This is a genomic window from Nitrospirillum iridis (assembly GCF_014205765.1).
Lineage (GTDB): Bacteria > Pseudomonadota > Alphaproteobacteria > Azospirillales > Azospirillaceae > Nitrospirillum > Nitrospirillum iridis.
In genome coordinates, this window is the sequence record NZ_JACIIZ010000006.1 from 318,160 (window position 1) to 335,947 (window position 17,788).

Sequence of the window (17,788 nt, forward strand, 5' to 3'; positions counted from 1 at the left end):
ATGGACACGCCAACCGCCCCCCTCACCCCGACGGGCAGCCGATGGCTGGCCCCCCTGCTGCGCACCGCCGCGCTGGTGGCGGCCGGACTCCTGGTCTGGATCGTGGCCGGGCACTGGGATCGCTGGGTGGGATCCGCCCGGCACCAATCCTCTTCCGACGCCTATGTCACCGGTGACCTGACCCCCCTGTCGGCCAAGGTGTCCGGCTATGTCCAGACGGTCGCGGTGGATGACTTCCAGGCGGTGCGCAAGGGCGACCTGATCGCCCAGATCGAACCGTCGGACTATCAGGCCCAACTGGATCTGGCGGATGCCAGCCTGACCGCGGCCCGCGCCGCCCTGGCCAACCTGGGCAACCAGCGCGACGTGCAGCGGGCCCTGGTGCGCCAGGCGGAGGCGGCCATCGCCAGCGCGGCGGCGGACGTCACCCGTACGCGGGCCGAGGCGGCGCGCCAGCGCGACCTGCAGCGCACCGGCATCGCCGGCACGGCGCAGAAGGTGGAACAGGCCGACGCCGACGCCGCCAAGGCCGTGGCGCAGTCGCAGCTGGCCGCCGCCCAGCTGGCGCAGCAGCAGGCCCAACTGGCCAGCCTGGACGTGCAGGAGCGGCAGCTGGCCGCCCAGGCGCGCGCGGGCGAGGCGCAGCTGGCCCTGGCCCGCAACAACCTGGCCTATACCCGCATCACGGCGCCGGCCGACGGCATGGTGGGCCAACGCCAGGTGCGGCCGGGCCAGTTCGTCAATGTCGGCACCCAGATCATCGGGGTCATGGCCCTGCCCAAGGTTTGGGTGGTGGCCAACTACAAGGAAACCCAGATGACCCAGGTGCGGGTGGGCGACCCGGCGACAGTGACGGTCGACGCCTTCCCGGATCTGACCCTGCACGGCCATGTCGACAGCTGGGCGCCGGGCACCGGCAGCGTCTTCACCCTGCTGCCGCCCGACAACGCCACCGGCAACTTCACCAAGGTGGTGCAACGCATGCCGGTGAAGATCCTGCTGGACCCGGTGCCGGCGCTGGGCACCCTGGTGCGTCCCGGCATGTCGGTGGTGGCCACCATCGACGTCGGCGGCAGCCCGTGATCGCGACAGCCGTGACCACAACGGCCGCGCTACCGCCGCCCGCTCGCCCGTGGCCGGGACTGGACGGCCTGCGCCCCTACATCGGCATCCTGGGGGTGCTGCTGGGCGCGCTGGCCTCCACCCTCGGTGCCCGCGCCACCACCTTCGGCCTGACCGATCTGCGCGGCGCCCTGCACGTCGGCTTTGACGAGGGCGCCTGGATCACCACCGCCTATGGCGTGGGGCAGATGGTGGTGGGCGTGGCCTGCCCGTACCTTGGCATCCTGTTCGGCGCGCGGCGGGTGCTGTTCACCGGTATCGGCCTGTTCTTCCTGGCCAGCCTGCTGGCGCCGCTGTCGCCCAACCTGGCGGCGTACCTGGCGATGCAGTTCCTGTCCGGCCTGGGGGCCGGCACCTTCATCCCGCTGACCATCCGCTTCATCGTCCTGAACCTGCCGGCGCGGCTGGTGGTCTTCGGCCTCGCGGCCTACGCCATGAATTCGGAATTCTCGCAGAACATCGGCGCGGCGCTGGAGGGGTGGTACGCCGAGACCTGGTCCATCGCCTGGCTGAACTGGCAATATTGCCTGGTCCTGCCCCTGATGTTCCTCTGCGTGTGGATCGGGGTTCCGCGGGAACCGCTGAACACCAGCCTGTTGAAGGATCATGACGGCCCCGGCGTCGTCTACGCGGCGGTGGGCTTCGGCCTGCTCTATGCCGCGCTGGACCAGGGCAACCGCCTGGATTGGACGCGCAGCGGCCTGGTGGTAGGGCTGCTGGTGGCGGGCGGCCTGGTCACCGCCCTGTTCGTGGTGCGCGAGCTGTTCGTCAGCCGCCGCCCCTTCCTGAACCTGCGCCTGATGCTGCGCGGCAACCTGCTGCTGCTCATGCTGCTGCTGGCGGGCTTCCGCTTCATCATCCTGTCCACGGCCTACATCATCCCGCTGTACCTGCAGGTGGTGCAGAATTTCCGCGAGCTGCAGGTGGGGCCGGTGCTGCTGTTCATCGCCTTGCCCCAGTTCGCCCTGATCCTGCCCTTGGGCTATCTGCTGGCGCGGGTGGACGGGCGGTGGGTGCTAGCGGCCGGCGCGCTGCTGATCGCCGTCGCCTGCTGGCAGGCCACGGCCCTGACCAGCCTATGGGCCACCTGGGATTTCCTGCCCTCGCAGGCCCTGCAGGCGGTGGGGCAGTGCCTGGCGCTGACCGCCCTGGTGGTGCTGGTGGTGCGCGCCATCACCCCGGCGGACGCCATTTCCATTGGCGCCCTGATGCAGACCAGCCGCCTGTTCGGCGGCGAGATCGGCGTCGCCTTCATGCAGACCTTCGTGCGCCAGCGCGAGCAGCTGCATTCCAACCTGCTGGGCCTGCATGTCGACCCGTTGGCCGGCGCCACCGCCAGCCGCCTGGCCCAGTACCAGGCCGCCCTGGCCAGCCATGGCACCGACACCGGCACCGCCGCCCTGGGTGCGGCCAAGCTGCTGGCCAACGCCGTGGCGCAGCAATCCTCCGTCCTGGCCTATATTGACGGGTTCGCGGCCGCGGGCGTGGGCGCGCTGGGCTGCGTCCTGCTGGCGGCCTGGCTGCGACCGGAAACGCCCAAGACTTGAAGCCATCGGCGCGCCGGGTGCACAAAGCGCGGAACTCAAAGGACGATCATGGACCAGGGCGTACGCTACACCTTCGGCGCTTTCACCTTCGACGTGCCGCAGCTGACCCTCACGAAGGGCGGGCTGCCAGTGAAGTTGGGCGGGCGGGCCGCCAACCTGCTGGCCGTCCTGGCCGCCGCCGGCGGCGAACTGGTGACCCGCGACCGCCTGCTGGCCGAGGTCTGGCCCGGCCAGTCCATCGATGAAAGCGCCGTGCGCGTCCACCTGTCGGGCCTGCGCAAGGCCCTGGGCGACGATGGCCTGGTGGTGAACGAGGCTGGGCGCGGCTATCGCCTGACCCTCCCCGTTTCCCGCGTTTCCCCGATCCAGGCCCAGGTGCCGGAGGCGCCCGTCCGACTGGTGGTGGAATCCCCCACCCCCCGCCCCCTGGTGCGGCTGCTGGGCCGGTCCGACATCGTGGCCGCCCTGGCGGATGAATTGCCCGACCGCCGCTTTCTGACCTTGGCCGGCCCGGGCGGCATCGGCAAAACCTCGGTGGCCCTGGCCACGGTGGCGGAGTTGGCGCGGCGACAGGCCACGATGGTCCGCTTCGTGGATTTCGCGCCCGTGTCCGACGCCGCCTGGGTGGAAGGCACCCTGGCCACCGTCCTGGGCCTGCCGGCATCAGGCGCCGACCGCTTCGCCGCCATCGCCGCCACCCTGGGCGCCACAACCTCGAACACGACCCCGACCCTGCTGCTGCTGGACAATTGCGAGCATCTGGTGGACGCCGTGGCCGATTTGGCCGAACGGCTGCTGAGCGCGGTGCCGGACCTGATGATTCTGGCCACCAGCCGGGAGCCCCTGCGGGCGGCGGGCGAATGGGTGCACCGCCTGCCGGCACTGCCCACCCCCGATGAGCGGGCCCAGGATGCCGCCGCCGTGCTGGCCTATCCCGCCGCCGCCCTGTTCCACGAGCGGGCGCGGGCGGTGCGGGCGGATTTCGCCGTCGACGACGCCACCGCCCCGGCGCTGGCGGAGATCTGCCGCCGCCTGGACGGCATTCCCCTGGCCATCGAACTGGCGGCCGCCCGCGTGGACCTGATGGACCTGACGGAGCTGGCGGGCCGCCTGCATGACCGGCTGAACCTGCTGACCCGCGGCCGGCGCACCGCCCTGCCCCGCCACCGCACCCTGCGCGCCGCCCTGGACTGGAGCTATGAGCTACTGGCGCCGAATGAGAAGACCCTGCTGATCCGCCTGTCGGTCTTCCGCGCCGGATTCGACGCGGCGGATGCCCAAGGGGTGACCGGCGGCGATGAAATCGACGTGCTGGACGGCCTGGCCGACCTGGTGGCCAAGTCCTTGGTGGTCAGCAGCCGGGAGCCTGGCGGCATGCGCTATCGCCTGCTGGACACCACCCGCCACTATGGGCATGAGCGCCTGGCCGACAGCGGCCTGGACAGGTCCGTCCGCGCCGCCCACGCCCGCCACATGATCTCACTGTTCGGCGACGCCCAGGCGGCCTGGGAAGGCAAGGCGCCGCGCGACTGGCTGGCCATCCACAGCCGCCGCATCGACGACATCCGCGGCGCCTTGGACTGGGCGGTGGGGGAGGAGGGCGATGTCGGCCTGGGCCTGGGCCTGATGGTCGCCAGCGCGTCCCTATGGTTCCATCTGTCGCTGGCGCATGAGTTCCTGGGCCGGGCCGAGCGCGTGCTGGCAGTGCTGGACCAGGGCGGCACGGCCGATCCGGCGCAGCGGGTGGAATTGCTGGCGGCCTATGGGCACGCCCTGTGGCACACGCGGGGCCCCGTCCCCGAAATGGCCCAGGCTTTCCAGCGGGCGTTGGCCATCGCCGAAGACATCAGGGACGAGGGTCTGGCCCGCCGCGCCCTGTGGGGGCTGTGGGCCCATCGCATCCTGGCGGGCGGCTATGCCGAAAGCCTGGCGCTGGCCGAGGCATTCACGGACCGCATCGGTCCCGGTGCCGGCCTGGCCGACCGCCAGACCGCCCTGCACATGCGGGCCCTGTCGCATCACTTCATGGGTGACCACGCCCCGGCGCTGGAACTGCTGCAGGCCGTCATCGCCGCCGATGCCGATCCGGTGCGGGTCAACCACGCCAACCACGCGCAGGTGGACGGGAAGGTGGCGGCCCTGAGCCTGCTGATGCGTCTGCAATGGCAAATGGGCGACGTGGGCGGCGCCCTGGACCTGGCCCGGCTCTGCGCCGAGGACGCGGTGGGCACCGACCACGCCCTGTCCATCTGCTACGGCCTTGCCATCGGCTGCATCCCCGTGGCCATCGCCGCCGGCGAGACGGCATTGGCCGGCGCCTGGATCGACCTGTTGGCCCAGCGCACCACCCGGCATGCCCTGGACCATTGGCACGCCTTCGTCCACGGCTATGGCCGCGTCCTTGGCCGGCCCGGGGCGCCACCCGCCGACATCAGCGCCATGCAGGAGGAGATGTTCGCGGTCGCCGGCTGCCCGCTGGCAAGGGCAAGGGTCGCGGCGCGGCCCGATCCCACTGCGGGGTGGCACGGCCCCTGGCTTCGCGGCCTGGCTTAACGCCCCCCGCTACCCAACGCTTCACATCGCTTAACTCCCTGTCTGGCGGTCATCCGGCCGACACTGCCTTCATCGACGGTCCCCCATCGGCAAGCACCTTGGGGGCACCTAACCCGGATGGAGGATATGATGACCGCCCCTGCCGCCACCCTGAACGCTTTCGATGCCCTGGCCGGCCTGCCCCCAGCCAACCACTTGGCCATCGTCACCCGCCTGCTGGAAGAGGCGGCGCAGGCCGTGGAGCATGACGTGGCCCAGGCCCGCGACCGCATCGTCAAGGTGCGCGACCTGCTGCTGAACCGCGCCCCGGCGGAGGCGCCCCGCGGCGGCCTGGCGCCCTGGCAGGCGCGCCGCGTGGCGGCCCTGGTTGAGCGCCGCCTGGACGGCACGCTGAGCAATGAGGAGCTGGCGACCGAGGCCAAGCTGAGCACCAGCCATTTCTGCACCGCCTTCCGCCAGACCTTCGGCATGTCACCGCACGCCTTCGTCATCGCCCGGCGGGTGGAGAGGGCCAAGGCCCTGATGCTGGACACCGACGACGGCCTGGCCGACATCGCCGACGCCTGCGGCTTCGCCGACCAGGCGCACCTCAGCCGCGTCTTCCGCCAGGTGACGGGCAGCAGCCCGGCCAGCTGGCGCCGGGCGAACGCCATCGACGTCTCGCTGATCGCCTGATCCCCTCCCGGACCCCGCCAGGATGATTCCCATGACATTGGACAAGACCGCCCGCCTGGCCCCCGCCGCCCACTGCCCCATTCTGGACCCGGGCGTGCAGGGCTTCCTGGATCGGGTGACGGAGGCCGGCCTGCTGCCGTATGGCGCGGACACCCCGGCCGAACGGCAAGACATCGCCCGGCTGCTGCAGGACGGGGCGGCAGCGGTACCGGCCACCACTATCCTGGTACCGGCCGTGGGCGGGACGGGTTCGGTCGCCATCCGCATCGTCTCGCCCCCCGGCGCGGCGGGGACCAGGCCCCCGGTGCTGTTCTATCTGCCAGGGGGCCTGTGGACCTTGGGGGGCTGGACGACCCACAGGGCCGCCGCGACCGCGCTTGCGGCCAGCTGCGGGGCCGCCCTGGTCTTCGTGGACCTGGGCCCAGGCCCGGCCCTGCCCGCGCTGAAACGGGCCCGCGCCGCCCTGGACTGGACCCTGGTCCATGGCGGGGGGCGGGGGCTGGACACGGCGCGCGTCGCCATCGCCGGTGACGGCAGCGGCGGCGCCCTGGCAGTCCAGCTGGCCGCCACCCCGCCCCAGCACGGTTGCCTCCGCCTGCAGCTGCTGTTCCACCCGGTGGTGGGTGCCATCGCCCAGGGTGCGCCCGCGTCGCCCTGGCTGGCCCCTGACCGCTGCCAGGCGTTGGCGGCGGAGGCCTTTCCGGATCAGGTGCCGTGGGCTGGGCTGTCACCACTGGAGCTGCCGCTGGATCGCCTGCGGCGCCTGCCGCCCACCGTGATCCTGACGGCGGAGGCCGATCCCGCCCGCGATGGCGGCGAGGCGTTGGCGCGCCGGCTCATGGCGGCGGAGGTGGAGACCACCGCCCTGCGCCTGATGGGCACCATTCCCGATTTCTTCTGGCTGGACGGCCTGGCGGAGACGGTGCCCACCCTGGCCGCCCAGGCCGTGGCCCGCCGCGCGCTGACCGCCGCCTTGCACCGCTGAGCCGACCAAGCTGGAGACCTGGCCCATGGCGACCACCATCCCATCCCTGCGCGTCCTGCTGACCCTGGCCGGCAACTACTGCACCGGGCCGGGCGGCGGCGCCCTGCTGCTGGCCCAGCTGGATTGGCTGGTGCTGCGCCTGACAACGCGCGCCCTTCCCCAGCCGCGCTGGCGCCGCACCTGGCGGGCGCCCCATGCCGAGGTCAGCATCGGGAACTGAAAGCGCCCCGCTTCGTTTGGTTCCGGCCATCGGCGCGTCAGGCCCAACGGCGGTCCCTTGACCGGCAAATGTTCAAAGCATCTTCGCGACCGACAAGAATGGCCGGCGGCCTGGGGGAATAATCACCCCCGGATCCGCGCGCAAGCGACGGATCGCCGGCCGGCCAACACCACCCCGAATTGAGGTGTCCCCATGTCCATCACCGTCGCCGATCAATTCATCGCCACCCTGGCCGCCGCCGGGGTCAAACGCATCTACGGGGTCGTGGGCGACAGCCTGAACGGCCTGACCGACGCCCTGCGCCGCCGGGGCGACATCGCGTGGATCCCCGTGCGCCATGAGGAGGTGGCGGCCTTCGCCGCCAGCGCCGACGCCCACCTGACCGGCAGCATCGCCGTGTGCGCCGGCAGCTGCGGCCCAGGCAACCTGCACCTGATCAACGGACTGTTCGATTGCCACCGCTCGCGCGTGCCGGTGCTGGCCATCGCCGCCCACATCCCTTCGCCCGAGATCGGTTCCGGCTATTTCCAGGAGACCCGTCCCCAGGACCTGTTCCGGGAGTGCAGCCATTATTGCGAGCTGGTGTCCGACCCGGCGCAGATGCCCCGCACCCTGGAGATTGCCATCCGTACCGCCATCGGCCAGCAGGGCGTGTCGGTGGTGGTCATCCCCGGCGACGTCGCCCTGAGGGAAGCGGCGGCCGGGCCGGCGCCCAAGCCCGCCGGCCTCGTGCCCAAACCGCCGGTGGTGGTGCCGGCAGAGGCGGAACTGGACGCCCTGGCCGCCCTGGTGAACGACGCCGACCGCATCACCCTGCTCTGCGGCTCCGGCTGCGCCGGCGCGCATGACGCTGTGGTGGCGCTGGCCGAAACGCTGAAGGCGCCCATCGTCCATGCCCTGAAGGGCAAGGAGCATGTGGAGTATGACAACCCCTATGACGTGGGCATGACCGGCCTGATCGGCTTTTCCTCGGGCTATTACGCCATGAAGGATACCGACCTGCTGCTGATGCTGGGCACCGACTTCCCCTATCGTCAGTTCTATCCCGAGGGCGCCGGCGTGCGGACCGCCCAGATCGACATCCGCCCCGGCCAGCTGGGCCGCCGCACGGCGCTGGATTTGGGCGTGGTGGGCGATGTCGGCGCCACCGTCCGCGCCCTGCTGCCCCGCCTGGCGGCCAGGACGGACGGCGCCCATCTGGATCAGGCGGTGCGCCACTACCGCAGCACCCGCCAGGACCTGGACGCGCTGGCCGCACCCAACGCCGGCAACCACGTGATCCACCCGCAGCAGGTGGCCAAGGCCATCAGCGACCTGGCTGATGACGACGCCGTGTTCACCTTTGACGTCGGCCTGCCCACGGTGTGGGCGGCGCGGTATCTGGCCATGAACGGCCGGCGGCGCCTTGCGGGCTCGCTCTGGCACGGCTCCATGGCCAACGCCATGCCCATGGCGCTGGGCGCCCAGGCGGCCTTTCCCGGGCGCCAAGTCATCTCCCTGTCCGGCGACGGCGGCTTCACCATGCTGATGGGCGACCTGCTGACCTTCAAGCAGCAGGGGCTGCCGGCCAAGATCATCGTCTTCAACAACGGCGCCCTGGGCTTCATCGAGGTGGAGCAGAAGTCGACCGGCTTCCTGCCCTTCGGCACCACGCTGGAGAATCCCAACTTCGCCGCGCTGGCCGAGGCGGTGGGCATCAAAGGCATACGCCTGGAAGCCCCCCATGAGGTGGAGCCGGGCCTGCGCGAGGCCTTCGCCCATGACGGCCCGGTGCTGGTCGACGCCGTGGTGGCGCGGACCGAACTGCCCATCCCGCCCGCCATCAACCTACAGATGGCCAAAGGCTTCACCCTGTACATGCTGAAGGCGGTGATGAGCGGCCGGGGGGACGAACTGGTCGATCTGGCCCGCACCAACCTGTGGCGCTGACCGGACGCGCCGACCCAAAGCGGGGCGGATTGGGGCGGGATGGCCGACTGATTTCCCGCCCCGCTGGTGGTAAAGGAAAAGTTCCGTGATGGGTGCCGCGCCCATCCGAAAGGAGAAACCATGCCTCACGTGATCATGAAACTCTACGCCGGGCAGTCTGATGAGAAAAAGGCCGCTCTGGCCGAGGCCCTGGCCCAGGCCGTCATCGCGGTGCTGGGATCGCGCGAGGGTGCGGTTTCCGTGGGCGTCGAGGATGTGGCGCCAGCGGATTGGGCGGAAGCGGTCTACCGCCCCGACATCGTCGACAAGGCCGCGACGCTGTTCAAGAAGCCCGACTACAACCCGCTTTGACCGCCACAACACGCCGACGGTCAGCCCCACCATCGTTCAATGCCATAGGGCGGCGGCCTGTGGCACCTTGGCCCCGGCCAGGACGCCTGTCCCGGCGCAGGAGGCAGACCCATGCACGAACGCCGTGATCCCGCCGATGCCGATCCTTTGGACCCAGGCGCGAAGCCTGGCTTCGTCCGTGTCCGCGGCGCGCGGGAACATAACCTGAAGAATGTCGACGTGGACATCCCGCGCGACGCGCTGGTGGTGTTCACCGGTGTCTCCGGCTCCGGCAAGTCCTCGCTGGCCTTCAGCACCCTGTATGCCGAGGCGCAGCGCCGTTATCTGGAATCGGTCTCGCCCTACGCCCGCCGCCTGTTCCATCAGATGAGCGTGCCGGACGTGGACGCGATCGACGGCCTGCCCCCCGCCGTGGCCCTGCAGCAGCAACGCGGATCACCCACCGCGCGCTCCTCGGTCGGCAGCGTCACCACCCTGTCCAACCTGCTGCGCATGCTCTATTCCCGCGCGGGCGACTATCCCGCTGGCCAGCCCCACCTGGAGGCGGAGGCCTTCTCCGCCAACACGCCGGAGGGGGCCTGCCCCACCTGCCACGGCCTGGGCCGGGTGCATGAGGTCACCGAGGATTCCATGGTGCCCGACCCGTCGCTGACCATCCGCGAACGGGCGGTGGCGGCCTGGCCCACCGCCTGGGGCGGACAGAACCTGCGCGACATCCTGATCACCCTGGGTATCGACGTCGACACCCCCTGGCGCGACCTGCCGCAGCAGACCCGCGACTGGATTCTTTTCACGGACGAACAACCGGAGGTGCCGGTCTACCCGGGATTCACGGCATCCGAAGTCAAGGAGGCCATCCGCCGCAAGCTGGAGCCCAACTATATGGGCACCTTCTCCAGCGCCCGGCGTCACGTGCTGCACAGTTTCGCCACCACCCAGAGCGCGATGATGAAAAAGCGCGCCGCCAGCTTCATGGTCAGCAGCGCCTGCCCCACCTGTGCCGGCAAGCGGCTGCGGCGGGAAGCGCTGTCGGTGACGTTCGAGGGGCTGGACATCGCCGACATGGGCCGGTTGCCCATCAAGCGCTTCGCCGCGATTTTCGGCGCCTATGCCGACGACGGCTCGGACAGGCTGGCCCGCCTGCGCCAGACCCGCCCGGAAACGGCCCTGGTCATCACCCGCATCGCGGCCGATTTGTGCAAGCGTCTGGCCGTGCTGCTGGATCTGGGCCTGGGGTATCTGACGCTGGAACGGAGCACGCCCACCCTGTCGCCGGGGGAACTGCAGCGCCTGCGGCTGGCGACACAGGTTGTGTCCAGCCTGTTCGGCGTCGTCTATGTGATGGACGAACCATCGGCGGGCCTGCACCCGGCCGACACCCAGGCGCTGCTGCGGGCGCTGGACGGACTGAAGGCGGTGGGCAATTCCCTGTTCGTGGTCGAGCATGACCAGGACGTGGTGCGCCACGCCGACTGGATCGTCGATGTCGGCCCCGCCGCCGGCGAGGGCGGTGGCACCATCCTCTACAGCGGCCCGCCGGAAGGGCTGCGGCGGGTGGCCGCCTCGCAGACCGCCCGCCACCTGTTCGCGGACGCCGGGGACGGGCGGGCGCGGACGCGGCGGGACCCGCAAGGCTGGCTGCGGCTGGCGGGCGTCACCCGCAACAACCTGAACGACCTGGATTGCGCCTTCCCCCTGGGCGTCATGACCACCGTCACCGGCATCTCCGGATCCGGCAAGTCCAGCCTGGTCAGCCAGGCGCTGGTGGAACTGGTGGCCCAGGCCCTGGGCGCCCCGGTCATCGTGGAGGGGGAACCCGCCGACGCCGAGGCGATGCTGGAGCAGGAACCGGAGGCCGCCACCCAGGGCCGGATCGAGGGCGGCCTGGGCGGCATCAGGCGGCTGATCCAGGTGGACCAGAAGCCCATCGGCCGAACCCCACGCTCCAACCTCGCCACCTACACCGGCCTGCTGGATCATGTGCGCGCCCTGTTCGCCGCGACGCCGGAGGCCCGGCGACGGCACTACGACGCCGGCCGCTTCTCCTTCAACGTGGCCAAGGGCCGCTGTCCCCGCTGCGAGGGCGAGGGGTTCGTCATGGTGGAGCTGCTGTTCCTGCCCAGCGTCTACGCCCCCTGCCCTCTCTGCCACGGCACCCGCTACAACGCCGAGACGCTGGAGATCACCTATCGCGGCAAGACCATCGCCGGCGTCCTGGACCTGACAGTGGAGGCCGCCTGGGACTTCTTCGCCGACGTGGCCACCATCCGCCGCTCCCTCAAGGTGCTGCGCGAGGTCGGCCTGAACTACTTGCGGCTGGGCCAGCCGGCCACCGAGTTTTCCGGCGGGGAGGCGCAGCGCATCAAGTTGGCGACCGAACTGCAACGGGCGCAGAAGGGCGGCGCGCTGTACGTGCTGGACGAGCCCACCACCGGCCTGCACCCGTCCGACGTGGAGCGGCTGGTGGCCCAGCTGGACGCCCTGGTGGCGGCTGGCAACACGGTGGTGGTGGTGGACCACGACATGAGCGTGGCGGCGGCCAGCGACTGGGTGATCGACATCGGCCCTGGCGCCGGGGACGAAGGTGGCCGCGTGGTGGCCAGCGGCGCGCCACGCCTGGTGGCGAACACCCCCGACAGCCGTACCGCCATCCACTTGCGACGATGTCTTGACCGTGGCGCGGGGCGAGACGGCCTATGACCCCCGCTCGTGAAACGGTCGACGAGCGACCCATCCCCGCCACCTCCGGGCATGCCGGCCTGTCCCACACGGGCATGTCCCGTCGCTCGATGGTGATCGCGGCCTTGTCCACGATCGTGGAGTGGTACGACTTCACGCTCTATCTCTATTTCGCGACGGTGCTCGCCCGTGTCTTCTTCGGCGGCACCGCGAGTTCGCTGCTGATCACCCTGGGCGGGTTCGCCGTCGCCTATCTGCTGCGGCCGCTCGGTGCCTTGGTGTTCGGGCACATCGGGGATCGCTTTGGGCGACGTCCCATGATGCTGTTGTCCATGGCCTTGATGAGCCTCGCCATGCTGGCCACCGCCCTGCTGCCCTCCTACAAGGCGGTGGGCCCGATCGCGGGCGGGCTGCTCCTTCTGCTCCGGTGTGTCATGGGGTTTTCGGTGGGCGGCGAGTACACCGGCGTCGTCGCCTATCTGCTGGAAGGTGCCCCTGCCCGCCGACGGGGCCTGGTCACCTCCTGCGCCTCGGCGGCAAGCGAGGTCGGCGGCCTGCTTGCCGTGGCGGTGTCCGCGTCCACCGTGCATCTGCTGGACGCGGCGGACCTGGAATCATGGGGTTGGCGCATCCCCTTCCTGGCCGGCGCGGCCCTGGCCGGGACGGTCTGGATCGCCCGTGCCGGCATGCAGGAATCACCGGATTTCGAACGACAGGCGGCGACGGGCGCGATGCCCACGCGGCCATTGCGCCACGCCTTGGCCCATCACCGGACCGGTATCCTGCGATCGTTCGCGATCTCCGCCCTGGGGTCGATCACCTACTATGTCGGCATCACCTATGTGCCCGCCTTCCTGACCTCGGCCGGATCATTGAGCGAAGGGATGTCGCTCTGGCTGTCCACCGGCGCCGCTCTGGTGGTCATCGCGGTCACGCCGATCATCGGCGCGCTTTCGGATCAATGGGGGCGAAAGCCGGTATTGCTTGCCCTCGCCCTTTGCGGGGTCCTGATGCCGATCCCGCTTTTCCAGCTCATGGCCAGCGGATCGGCCGGCTTGGCGATGGTTGGCGCCGCGCTTCTCGCCGCGGTGGCCGGCGGGGTCAGCGCGGTCGGCGCGGTGGCCACGGCTGAACAGTTCCCCGGCGAAGGGCGCTTGACCGGCCTGGCCCTGGGCGCCACGGGAGCCACCGCCCTGTTCGGTGGCCTTACACCGTTTGTCGCCCAGGCCTTGGTCGCCCGCACCGAATGGCCGCCCGTTCCCGGCGCGATGATAGCCCTGGTGGCACTGGCGGTGCTGCCGGTGCTGGCGCGGGCACCGGAGACGCGACCGCGCTGAACAGCTGCCGTCACCGGGCGGATGATCATTCCCACGTCACTATCGTGTAGAAATCGCCAGCTGAAGAATGATCAGCGCCACCGTCGCGCATACCAAAAGCCATTTCAGGCCAGGGGAGGATGAGACCGGGCCGCCGTCCCGGTGACCGGGACGCAGGACAGTGACGCCACGGACATGGGGCTCATTTGCCCTGCGGGGCAGAAGGGCGGCCAGCCGAAACGCCGATTGCGTCGCCTCGTCCGGGCTGAACGACCATGTCGGCGACGCCAGGATCAGCGAGGCGAGCCGTGCCGCGGCCAGATCCCACGGCAGCCGCGACAGGGACGCCGCCTCCTGCCACGGGTCCAAATCGAGACGCGCCAGGGCCGACAGAACCGTGACCGGGACGCCTTTGCCATCGACGCCCACGAAGGCGAAGAGGAAGGCATCCAGCGCAACGTCAAGCAGCGGGTTCCCTGACAAGGGTTCTGCAGCCGTCATGACACCACCGAACTTGCCGTGGCGCTGAGATCTTCATGCGCCTCAAGGCAGCCTATCGGTCGCCGCCACCGTGGACGAGGCTCGGAAACTACCCATCACGCGGGCCATCACCCGACCCCTCACCCGGCCCCTCACCCGGGGCGTCGATGGTCGAAGAAAAAGCGCACCATCTCCCGCGTGGCGTCCGGTCCCCGCGGGTTGGTGTAGGAACCTGCGGGGCTGCCCCCGGCCCAGGCATGGCCGGCACCGTGGATCGTCCAATGTTCGCACAATGCCCGGCCGGACGGATCGGCGTGGACGGTGCGCGTGTAGGCCTGTCCACCGGGCGCCTCCTCGCGCCGCGTGGTGGAGCGCAAGCCGTCCGTGGTCGCAAGGGCCTGGGCGACCACCGCCGCGCCGTTGCTGGGGTGAACGGTGGTGTCCTGGTCACCATGGAAGACGATGGTGGGAACCAGCCCTCCGGCCTGGCCCGCGGCCCCGTGGCGCATGGCGGCGAAGGCGGAGGGAAGGTCGCGCGCGGCCCCCAACGGCAGGCCGGAATGCACGCCCACCGCGGCGAACAGCTCGGGATACGCCGCCGCCACGATCACCGCCGCAGCACCACCGGCCGATAGCCCGGCGACGTAGACGCGGCCGGGATCCACCGGATGGTCGCGCATGATCCGGCGGGTGATCCCGGCGATCAGCGCAGGCTCACCGCGGTCGCGCCGCTGGTCCCCTGGACTGAACCAGTTCCAGCACTTGTTGGCGTTGGCCGAGTTGGGCTGTTCCGGGTAAGCGACCAGGAAGCCATGCTCCTCCGCCGCCAGATTCATCCGGGTACCGGCGGCGAAATCATCGGGGGACTGGGTGCAGCCATGCAGCATGACGACCAACGGAAGCCGCCGGCCGCTGGGACGGTTGGCGGGAATGTAAAGCTTGTAGGCGCGTGTTCCGCCCGCTTCGCTGTGGGACGCGGTGGCGAAGGAGGCCCCTTCCGGCATGGGGTGGGCCGGCATGGGGTGGGCCGGCACGGGTTGGGGTGCCGGGCGCCCCAACCCATCCGCCACGCCGCCGGGGATCGCCCGGGCGGCCAGACGACGGAGCGTTTCGCCCAAGCCGGTTCTGGCCCCCCGCGACGGAATCCCGAAGGGGGGCGCCACCGGGGGGGCCGGTTCCAGGACGGTGAATTCCCCATCGATGACCGAAGGGTCAGGCCCCTTGGCGGGGGCCGCCTTTCCGCCCTGCAGCAGTTGCTGGATCAGGGCGGTCGCCTCGACAAGCTTGCCGGCGCCCGTGAGGCGCGCCGCCTGGGTCATGCCCTCAAGAGGTTTGAAAATCATGTCGGTGCTTTCTGTCATTTCGGAAAGGGTGATCGCGCGGGATCAGACCGGTCACCGGATCCGGTCGGCGAGGATGGATTTGACGGCGACGCTGGCGTGCAGCCCGCCCAGCACGGTCAGCGAGGCGATGGTGGCGTGCGCAAGCTCAGGCGTGATGTCCTGGGCGAGGCTGGCCAGCCCCAGGACGCGGACGTCGAGCATTTCCCCCGCGTCCCGCGCCGCTTCCAACTCCCGTCGGCTGATGTGGCGCAGGCCAAGGTCGACGCTCTTGCGTGTCACCGCCTGCCGGACGGCGTCGCCGTGGCGCTCGATCTGATTGCGGATCGCCGTGCGGATGAAGTCGGTGCGGTTGGCGTAGAACCCCTCCTGCACCAGCAGGTCGATATGGCCGAGGTCGACAAAGCCGAGGTTGATCGTGATCTTCTCGCTGTCGGGAACCCGGGGCCGGAGTTCATGCACATTGTTCACCATCTCTACACCATCTCAATACCATCCACATGGATGGTGAAATGGGGCCTGGGCATGGGTGTTTCAAGAGGGGATGGTTGTTCGGCGCGGGGCCCGCGCAGAGGCCGAACGCCTGAGCGATCGTCGCCTCCATAGAGTCTTGGCCACACCAGCGGGGGGAACGCCGATGTGGCCAAGACATGTCGCCAGTCGCAGTGCCCAATGCGGCCGGCCATCCGGACAGCGCCACGGTGCGCCGCCCGAACCGCTATGGACTGGCCTCGCCCGGGAGCGTTTGGGCGCCTTCCCCGGCCCGCCTTGGAGACCAGCCCCAAAAGCTCAGGCCCCGCCGGCGTTCCCGCCGACGGGGCCAAACGTACGACCTGATAGGGGGCATCATCGCCCCAGCGCCTGACCTGCCTTCAGGCGGCCTGCGCCTGGCCCGCGGCCGTGCTGTTGACCTTGGCCGACACCTTGTTCAGCAACGCGTCGGCCTTCTTTTCCTCCTCCAAGGTTTGCGTCAGGATTTCCGCCACCTCGGTCCGCTCCAAGGCTTTGGCCCACGCGATCGCGGAGCCATAGCTGGCGATCTCGTAATGTTCGACCTTTTGGGCCGCCGCGATGATGGCGCTGTCCAGGGCTTCCGGGGAAAGGCCGGAGTCCAGCAACTCATTGGCCTCCGCCAGCATGCCTTCCATCGCCTCGCACTTTTTGCCCCGGCTGCGTCCGCCGGTGTCCAGCGCCTCGAATGCCTTGTCCAGCCGCTCGACTTGACCGCGCGTCTCTTCAAGATGCTCTTCCAGCGCTTGCTTCAGCTCAGGGGAAGAGGCGGCTTTCACCAGCTTGGGAACGGCGCGGATAATCTGGCGCTCGGCGCTGTAAATATCGCGCAGTTCCTCGATAAACATGCTGTGCAGGTTCTTCTGGGTGGCCATGATGTCAACCTTCTGAATTGGGTTCGGGTCAGCACGCGCCCATCAGACGCGCCCGTCGGGGGAATGGCGACGGCGTTCACCGTCGTCGCCATCCGATAGTCAGGCGTCTTCCAGCACGATCGCCCCTGAACCGAGGTCGGCACCGGTGATCGGATTGCTGGAGGGGTTGGATTGGGTCCGCTTCCTCAACTCCATGGCGGCCTGTTCCTGGGCCCTGGTCATGGTGACGGAAGCCAGGCCATCGCCGTCGTCAAGGGGCAGGTTGCCCTCAACGTCGTCAAGACGTTCCCAATGATCGCCCGTATTCCACGGACCTTCGGCGTCGCCATCGCCCTGCGAGGCGTTGACGTAGAGATCGGCATATTCCGGCAGCCCGGGCAGCTTGCCGGGCGGGAAGTTCGGCTCGATGGCGTACAGCGCCTTCTCAAACGATTTCTGATGCGCGATCTCGCGCGTCATCAGGAAGGTCAGCGCGTCCTTGATGCCGGCGTCGTCGGTGACGTTGATCAGCCGCTCATACACGATCTTGGCCCGGCTCTCCGCCGCGATGTTCGAGCGCAGGTCACAGGTGGGATCACCGATGGTGTCGATGTACGCGGCACTCCACGGCACGCCGGAGGAATTGGTCAGCGCGGGGCCGCCGCCGTACAGCAAAGACTGGGTGTGGCTGTTACCCCCCTGGTTCAGGGCGGCGTACAGGTCGGCCTCAGCCATATTGGCCTCGGCCAGTTCACCCTTGATGCCCTTGTTCAGCATGGCGACGATGCTGCCGATGATTTCCAGATGGCTCAGTTCCTCGGTGGCGATATCAAACAGCATGTCCTTGCGGCCACTGTCCGATTCGGCGATCGCCTGCGTGAAATAGCGCATGGCGGCGGCCAATTCGCCCTGCGGACCGCCGAATTGCTCCAGCATCAGGCTGGCCAACACCGGGTTCGGCTCCGCCACCCGGACGGTATATTGCAGACACTTGTTGTGCATAAACATATGTGATCTCCGCATTTCCCGATGGATTGATCCATCAATCTGGTCATTGCGAATAATGAACACGAGGAAATCACAAAGGTTCCAAAAATAAGATTTGAACCGATATATTATACGCCATCCATATTAGTTCCTTTTATCCCTGCCTTTATCCGGACAAATCATTGACATATACGATAAAATCACTCTTTTCGGCCTCCATCCATTGCTGGTTTCGCAATT

15 protein-coding genes are annotated in these 17,788 nt (G+C 69.3%); 10 read left to right on the plus strand and 5 right to left on the minus strand.

Features of this window, described 5'->3' with window-relative positions; translation table 11 throughout:
* The 10 genes from FHS74_RS13005 to FHS74_RS13050 all read left to right on the plus strand — a co-directional run bounded on the left by FHS74_RS13005 (window position 1) and on the right by FHS74_RS13050 (window position 13,398).
* On the plus strand, window positions 1-1,083 hold the full coding sequence (locus FHS74_RS13005) for an HlyD family secretion protein (protein ID WP_184801042.1): 1,083 nt from the start codon (window positions 1-3) through the stop codon (window positions 1,081-1,083).
* A complete protein-coding gene (locus FHS74_RS13010) occupies window positions 1,080-2,669 on the plus strand; it encodes an MFS transporter (RefSeq protein WP_211106268.1) in 1,590 nt (529 codons plus the stop codon). Before FHS74_RS13005 ends, FHS74_RS13010 begins: the two co-directional genes overlap by 4 nt.
* A 48-nt stretch (window positions 2,670-2,717) precedes the next feature.
* Window positions 2,718-5,222, plus strand: coding sequence for an ATP-binding protein (locus FHS74_RS13015; RefSeq protein WP_184801044.1), 2,505 nt, complete (start codon window positions 2,718-2,720; stop codon window positions 5,220-5,222).
* 126 nt (window positions 5,223-5,348) lie between these two features.
* Window positions 5,349-5,897 (plus strand): helix-turn-helix domain-containing protein, encoded by a 549-nt coding sequence (locus tag FHS74_RS13020; RefSeq protein WP_184801046.1) that lies wholly within the window; start codon window positions 5,349-5,351, stop codon window positions 5,895-5,897.
* 31 nt (window positions 5,898-5,928) lie between these two features.
* Window positions 5,929-6,882: an alpha/beta hydrolase gene (locus FHS74_RS13025; protein ID WP_184801048.1), complete on the plus strand. Its 954-nt coding sequence runs from the start codon at window positions 5,929-5,931 to the stop codon at window positions 6,880-6,882.
* Window positions 6,883-6,907: 25 nt separating this feature from the next.
* Window positions 6,908-7,102 (plus strand): hypothetical protein, encoded by a 195-nt coding sequence (locus tag FHS74_RS13030; RefSeq protein WP_184801050.1) that lies wholly within the window; start codon window positions 6,908-6,910, stop codon window positions 7,100-7,102.
* Between the two features lie 192 nt (window positions 7,103-7,294).
* Complete coding sequence (poxB, locus tag FHS74_RS13035) at window positions 7,295-9,031, plus strand: ubiquinone-dependent pyruvate dehydrogenase (RefSeq protein ID WP_184801052.1); 1,737 nt, start codon at window positions 7,295-7,297, stop codon at window positions 9,029-9,031.
* A gap of 120 nt (window positions 9,032-9,151) precedes the next feature.
* Window positions 9,152-9,382: a tautomerase family protein gene (locus FHS74_RS13040; RefSeq protein WP_184801054.1), complete on the plus strand. Its 231-nt coding sequence runs from the start codon at window positions 9,152-9,154 to the stop codon at window positions 9,380-9,382.
* Window positions 9,383-9,493: 111 nt separating this feature from the next.
* Window positions 9,494-12,082, plus strand: coding sequence for an excinuclease ABC subunit UvrA (locus tag FHS74_RS13045; protein ID WP_184801056.1), 2,589 nt, complete (start codon window positions 9,494-9,496; stop codon window positions 12,080-12,082).
* Window positions 12,083-12,171: 89 nt separating this feature from the next.
* Window positions 12,172-13,398 (plus strand): MFS transporter, encoded by a 1,227-nt coding sequence (locus tag FHS74_RS13050; RefSeq protein ID WP_184801058.1) that lies wholly within the window; start codon window positions 12,172-12,174, stop codon window positions 13,396-13,398.
* Between the two features lie 39 nt (window positions 13,399-13,437).
* On the opposite strand, the gene FHS74_RS13055 is transcribed toward FHS74_RS13050, so the two are convergent.
* The 5 genes from FHS74_RS13055 to FHS74_RS13075 all read right to left on the minus strand — a co-directional run bounded on the left by FHS74_RS13055 (window position 13,438) and on the right by FHS74_RS13075 (window position 17,563).
* On the minus strand, window positions 13,438-13,878 hold the full coding sequence (locus tag FHS74_RS13055) for a hypothetical protein (RefSeq protein ID WP_184801060.1): 441 nt from the start codon (window positions 13,876-13,878) through the stop codon (window positions 13,438-13,440).
* Window positions 13,879-14,009: 131 nt separating this feature from the next.
* Window positions 14,010-15,200 (minus strand): extracellular catalytic domain type 1 short-chain-length polyhydroxyalkanoate depolymerase, encoded by a 1,191-nt coding sequence (locus tag FHS74_RS13060; protein WP_184801062.1) that lies wholly within the window; start codon window positions 15,198-15,200, stop codon window positions 14,010-14,012.
* A 51-nt stretch (window positions 15,201-15,251) separates the two neighbouring features.
* Window positions 15,252-15,671, minus strand: a complete 420-nt coding sequence (locus tag FHS74_RS13065; protein WP_184801064.1) for a CopG family transcriptional regulator — start codon at window positions 15,669-15,671, stop codon at window positions 15,252-15,254.
* Between the two features lie 398 nt (window positions 15,672-16,069).
* Window positions 16,070-16,582, minus strand: a complete 513-nt coding sequence (locus tag FHS74_RS13070) for a YciE/YciF ferroxidase family protein (RefSeq protein WP_184801066.1) — start codon at window positions 16,580-16,582, stop codon at window positions 16,070-16,072.
* Between the two features lie 99 nt (window positions 16,583-16,681).
* Window positions 16,682-17,563, minus strand: a complete 882-nt coding sequence (locus FHS74_RS13075; RefSeq protein WP_246463100.1) for a manganese catalase family protein — start codon at window positions 17,561-17,563, stop codon at window positions 16,682-16,684.
* Window positions 17,564-17,788 lie beyond the last annotated feature (225 nt).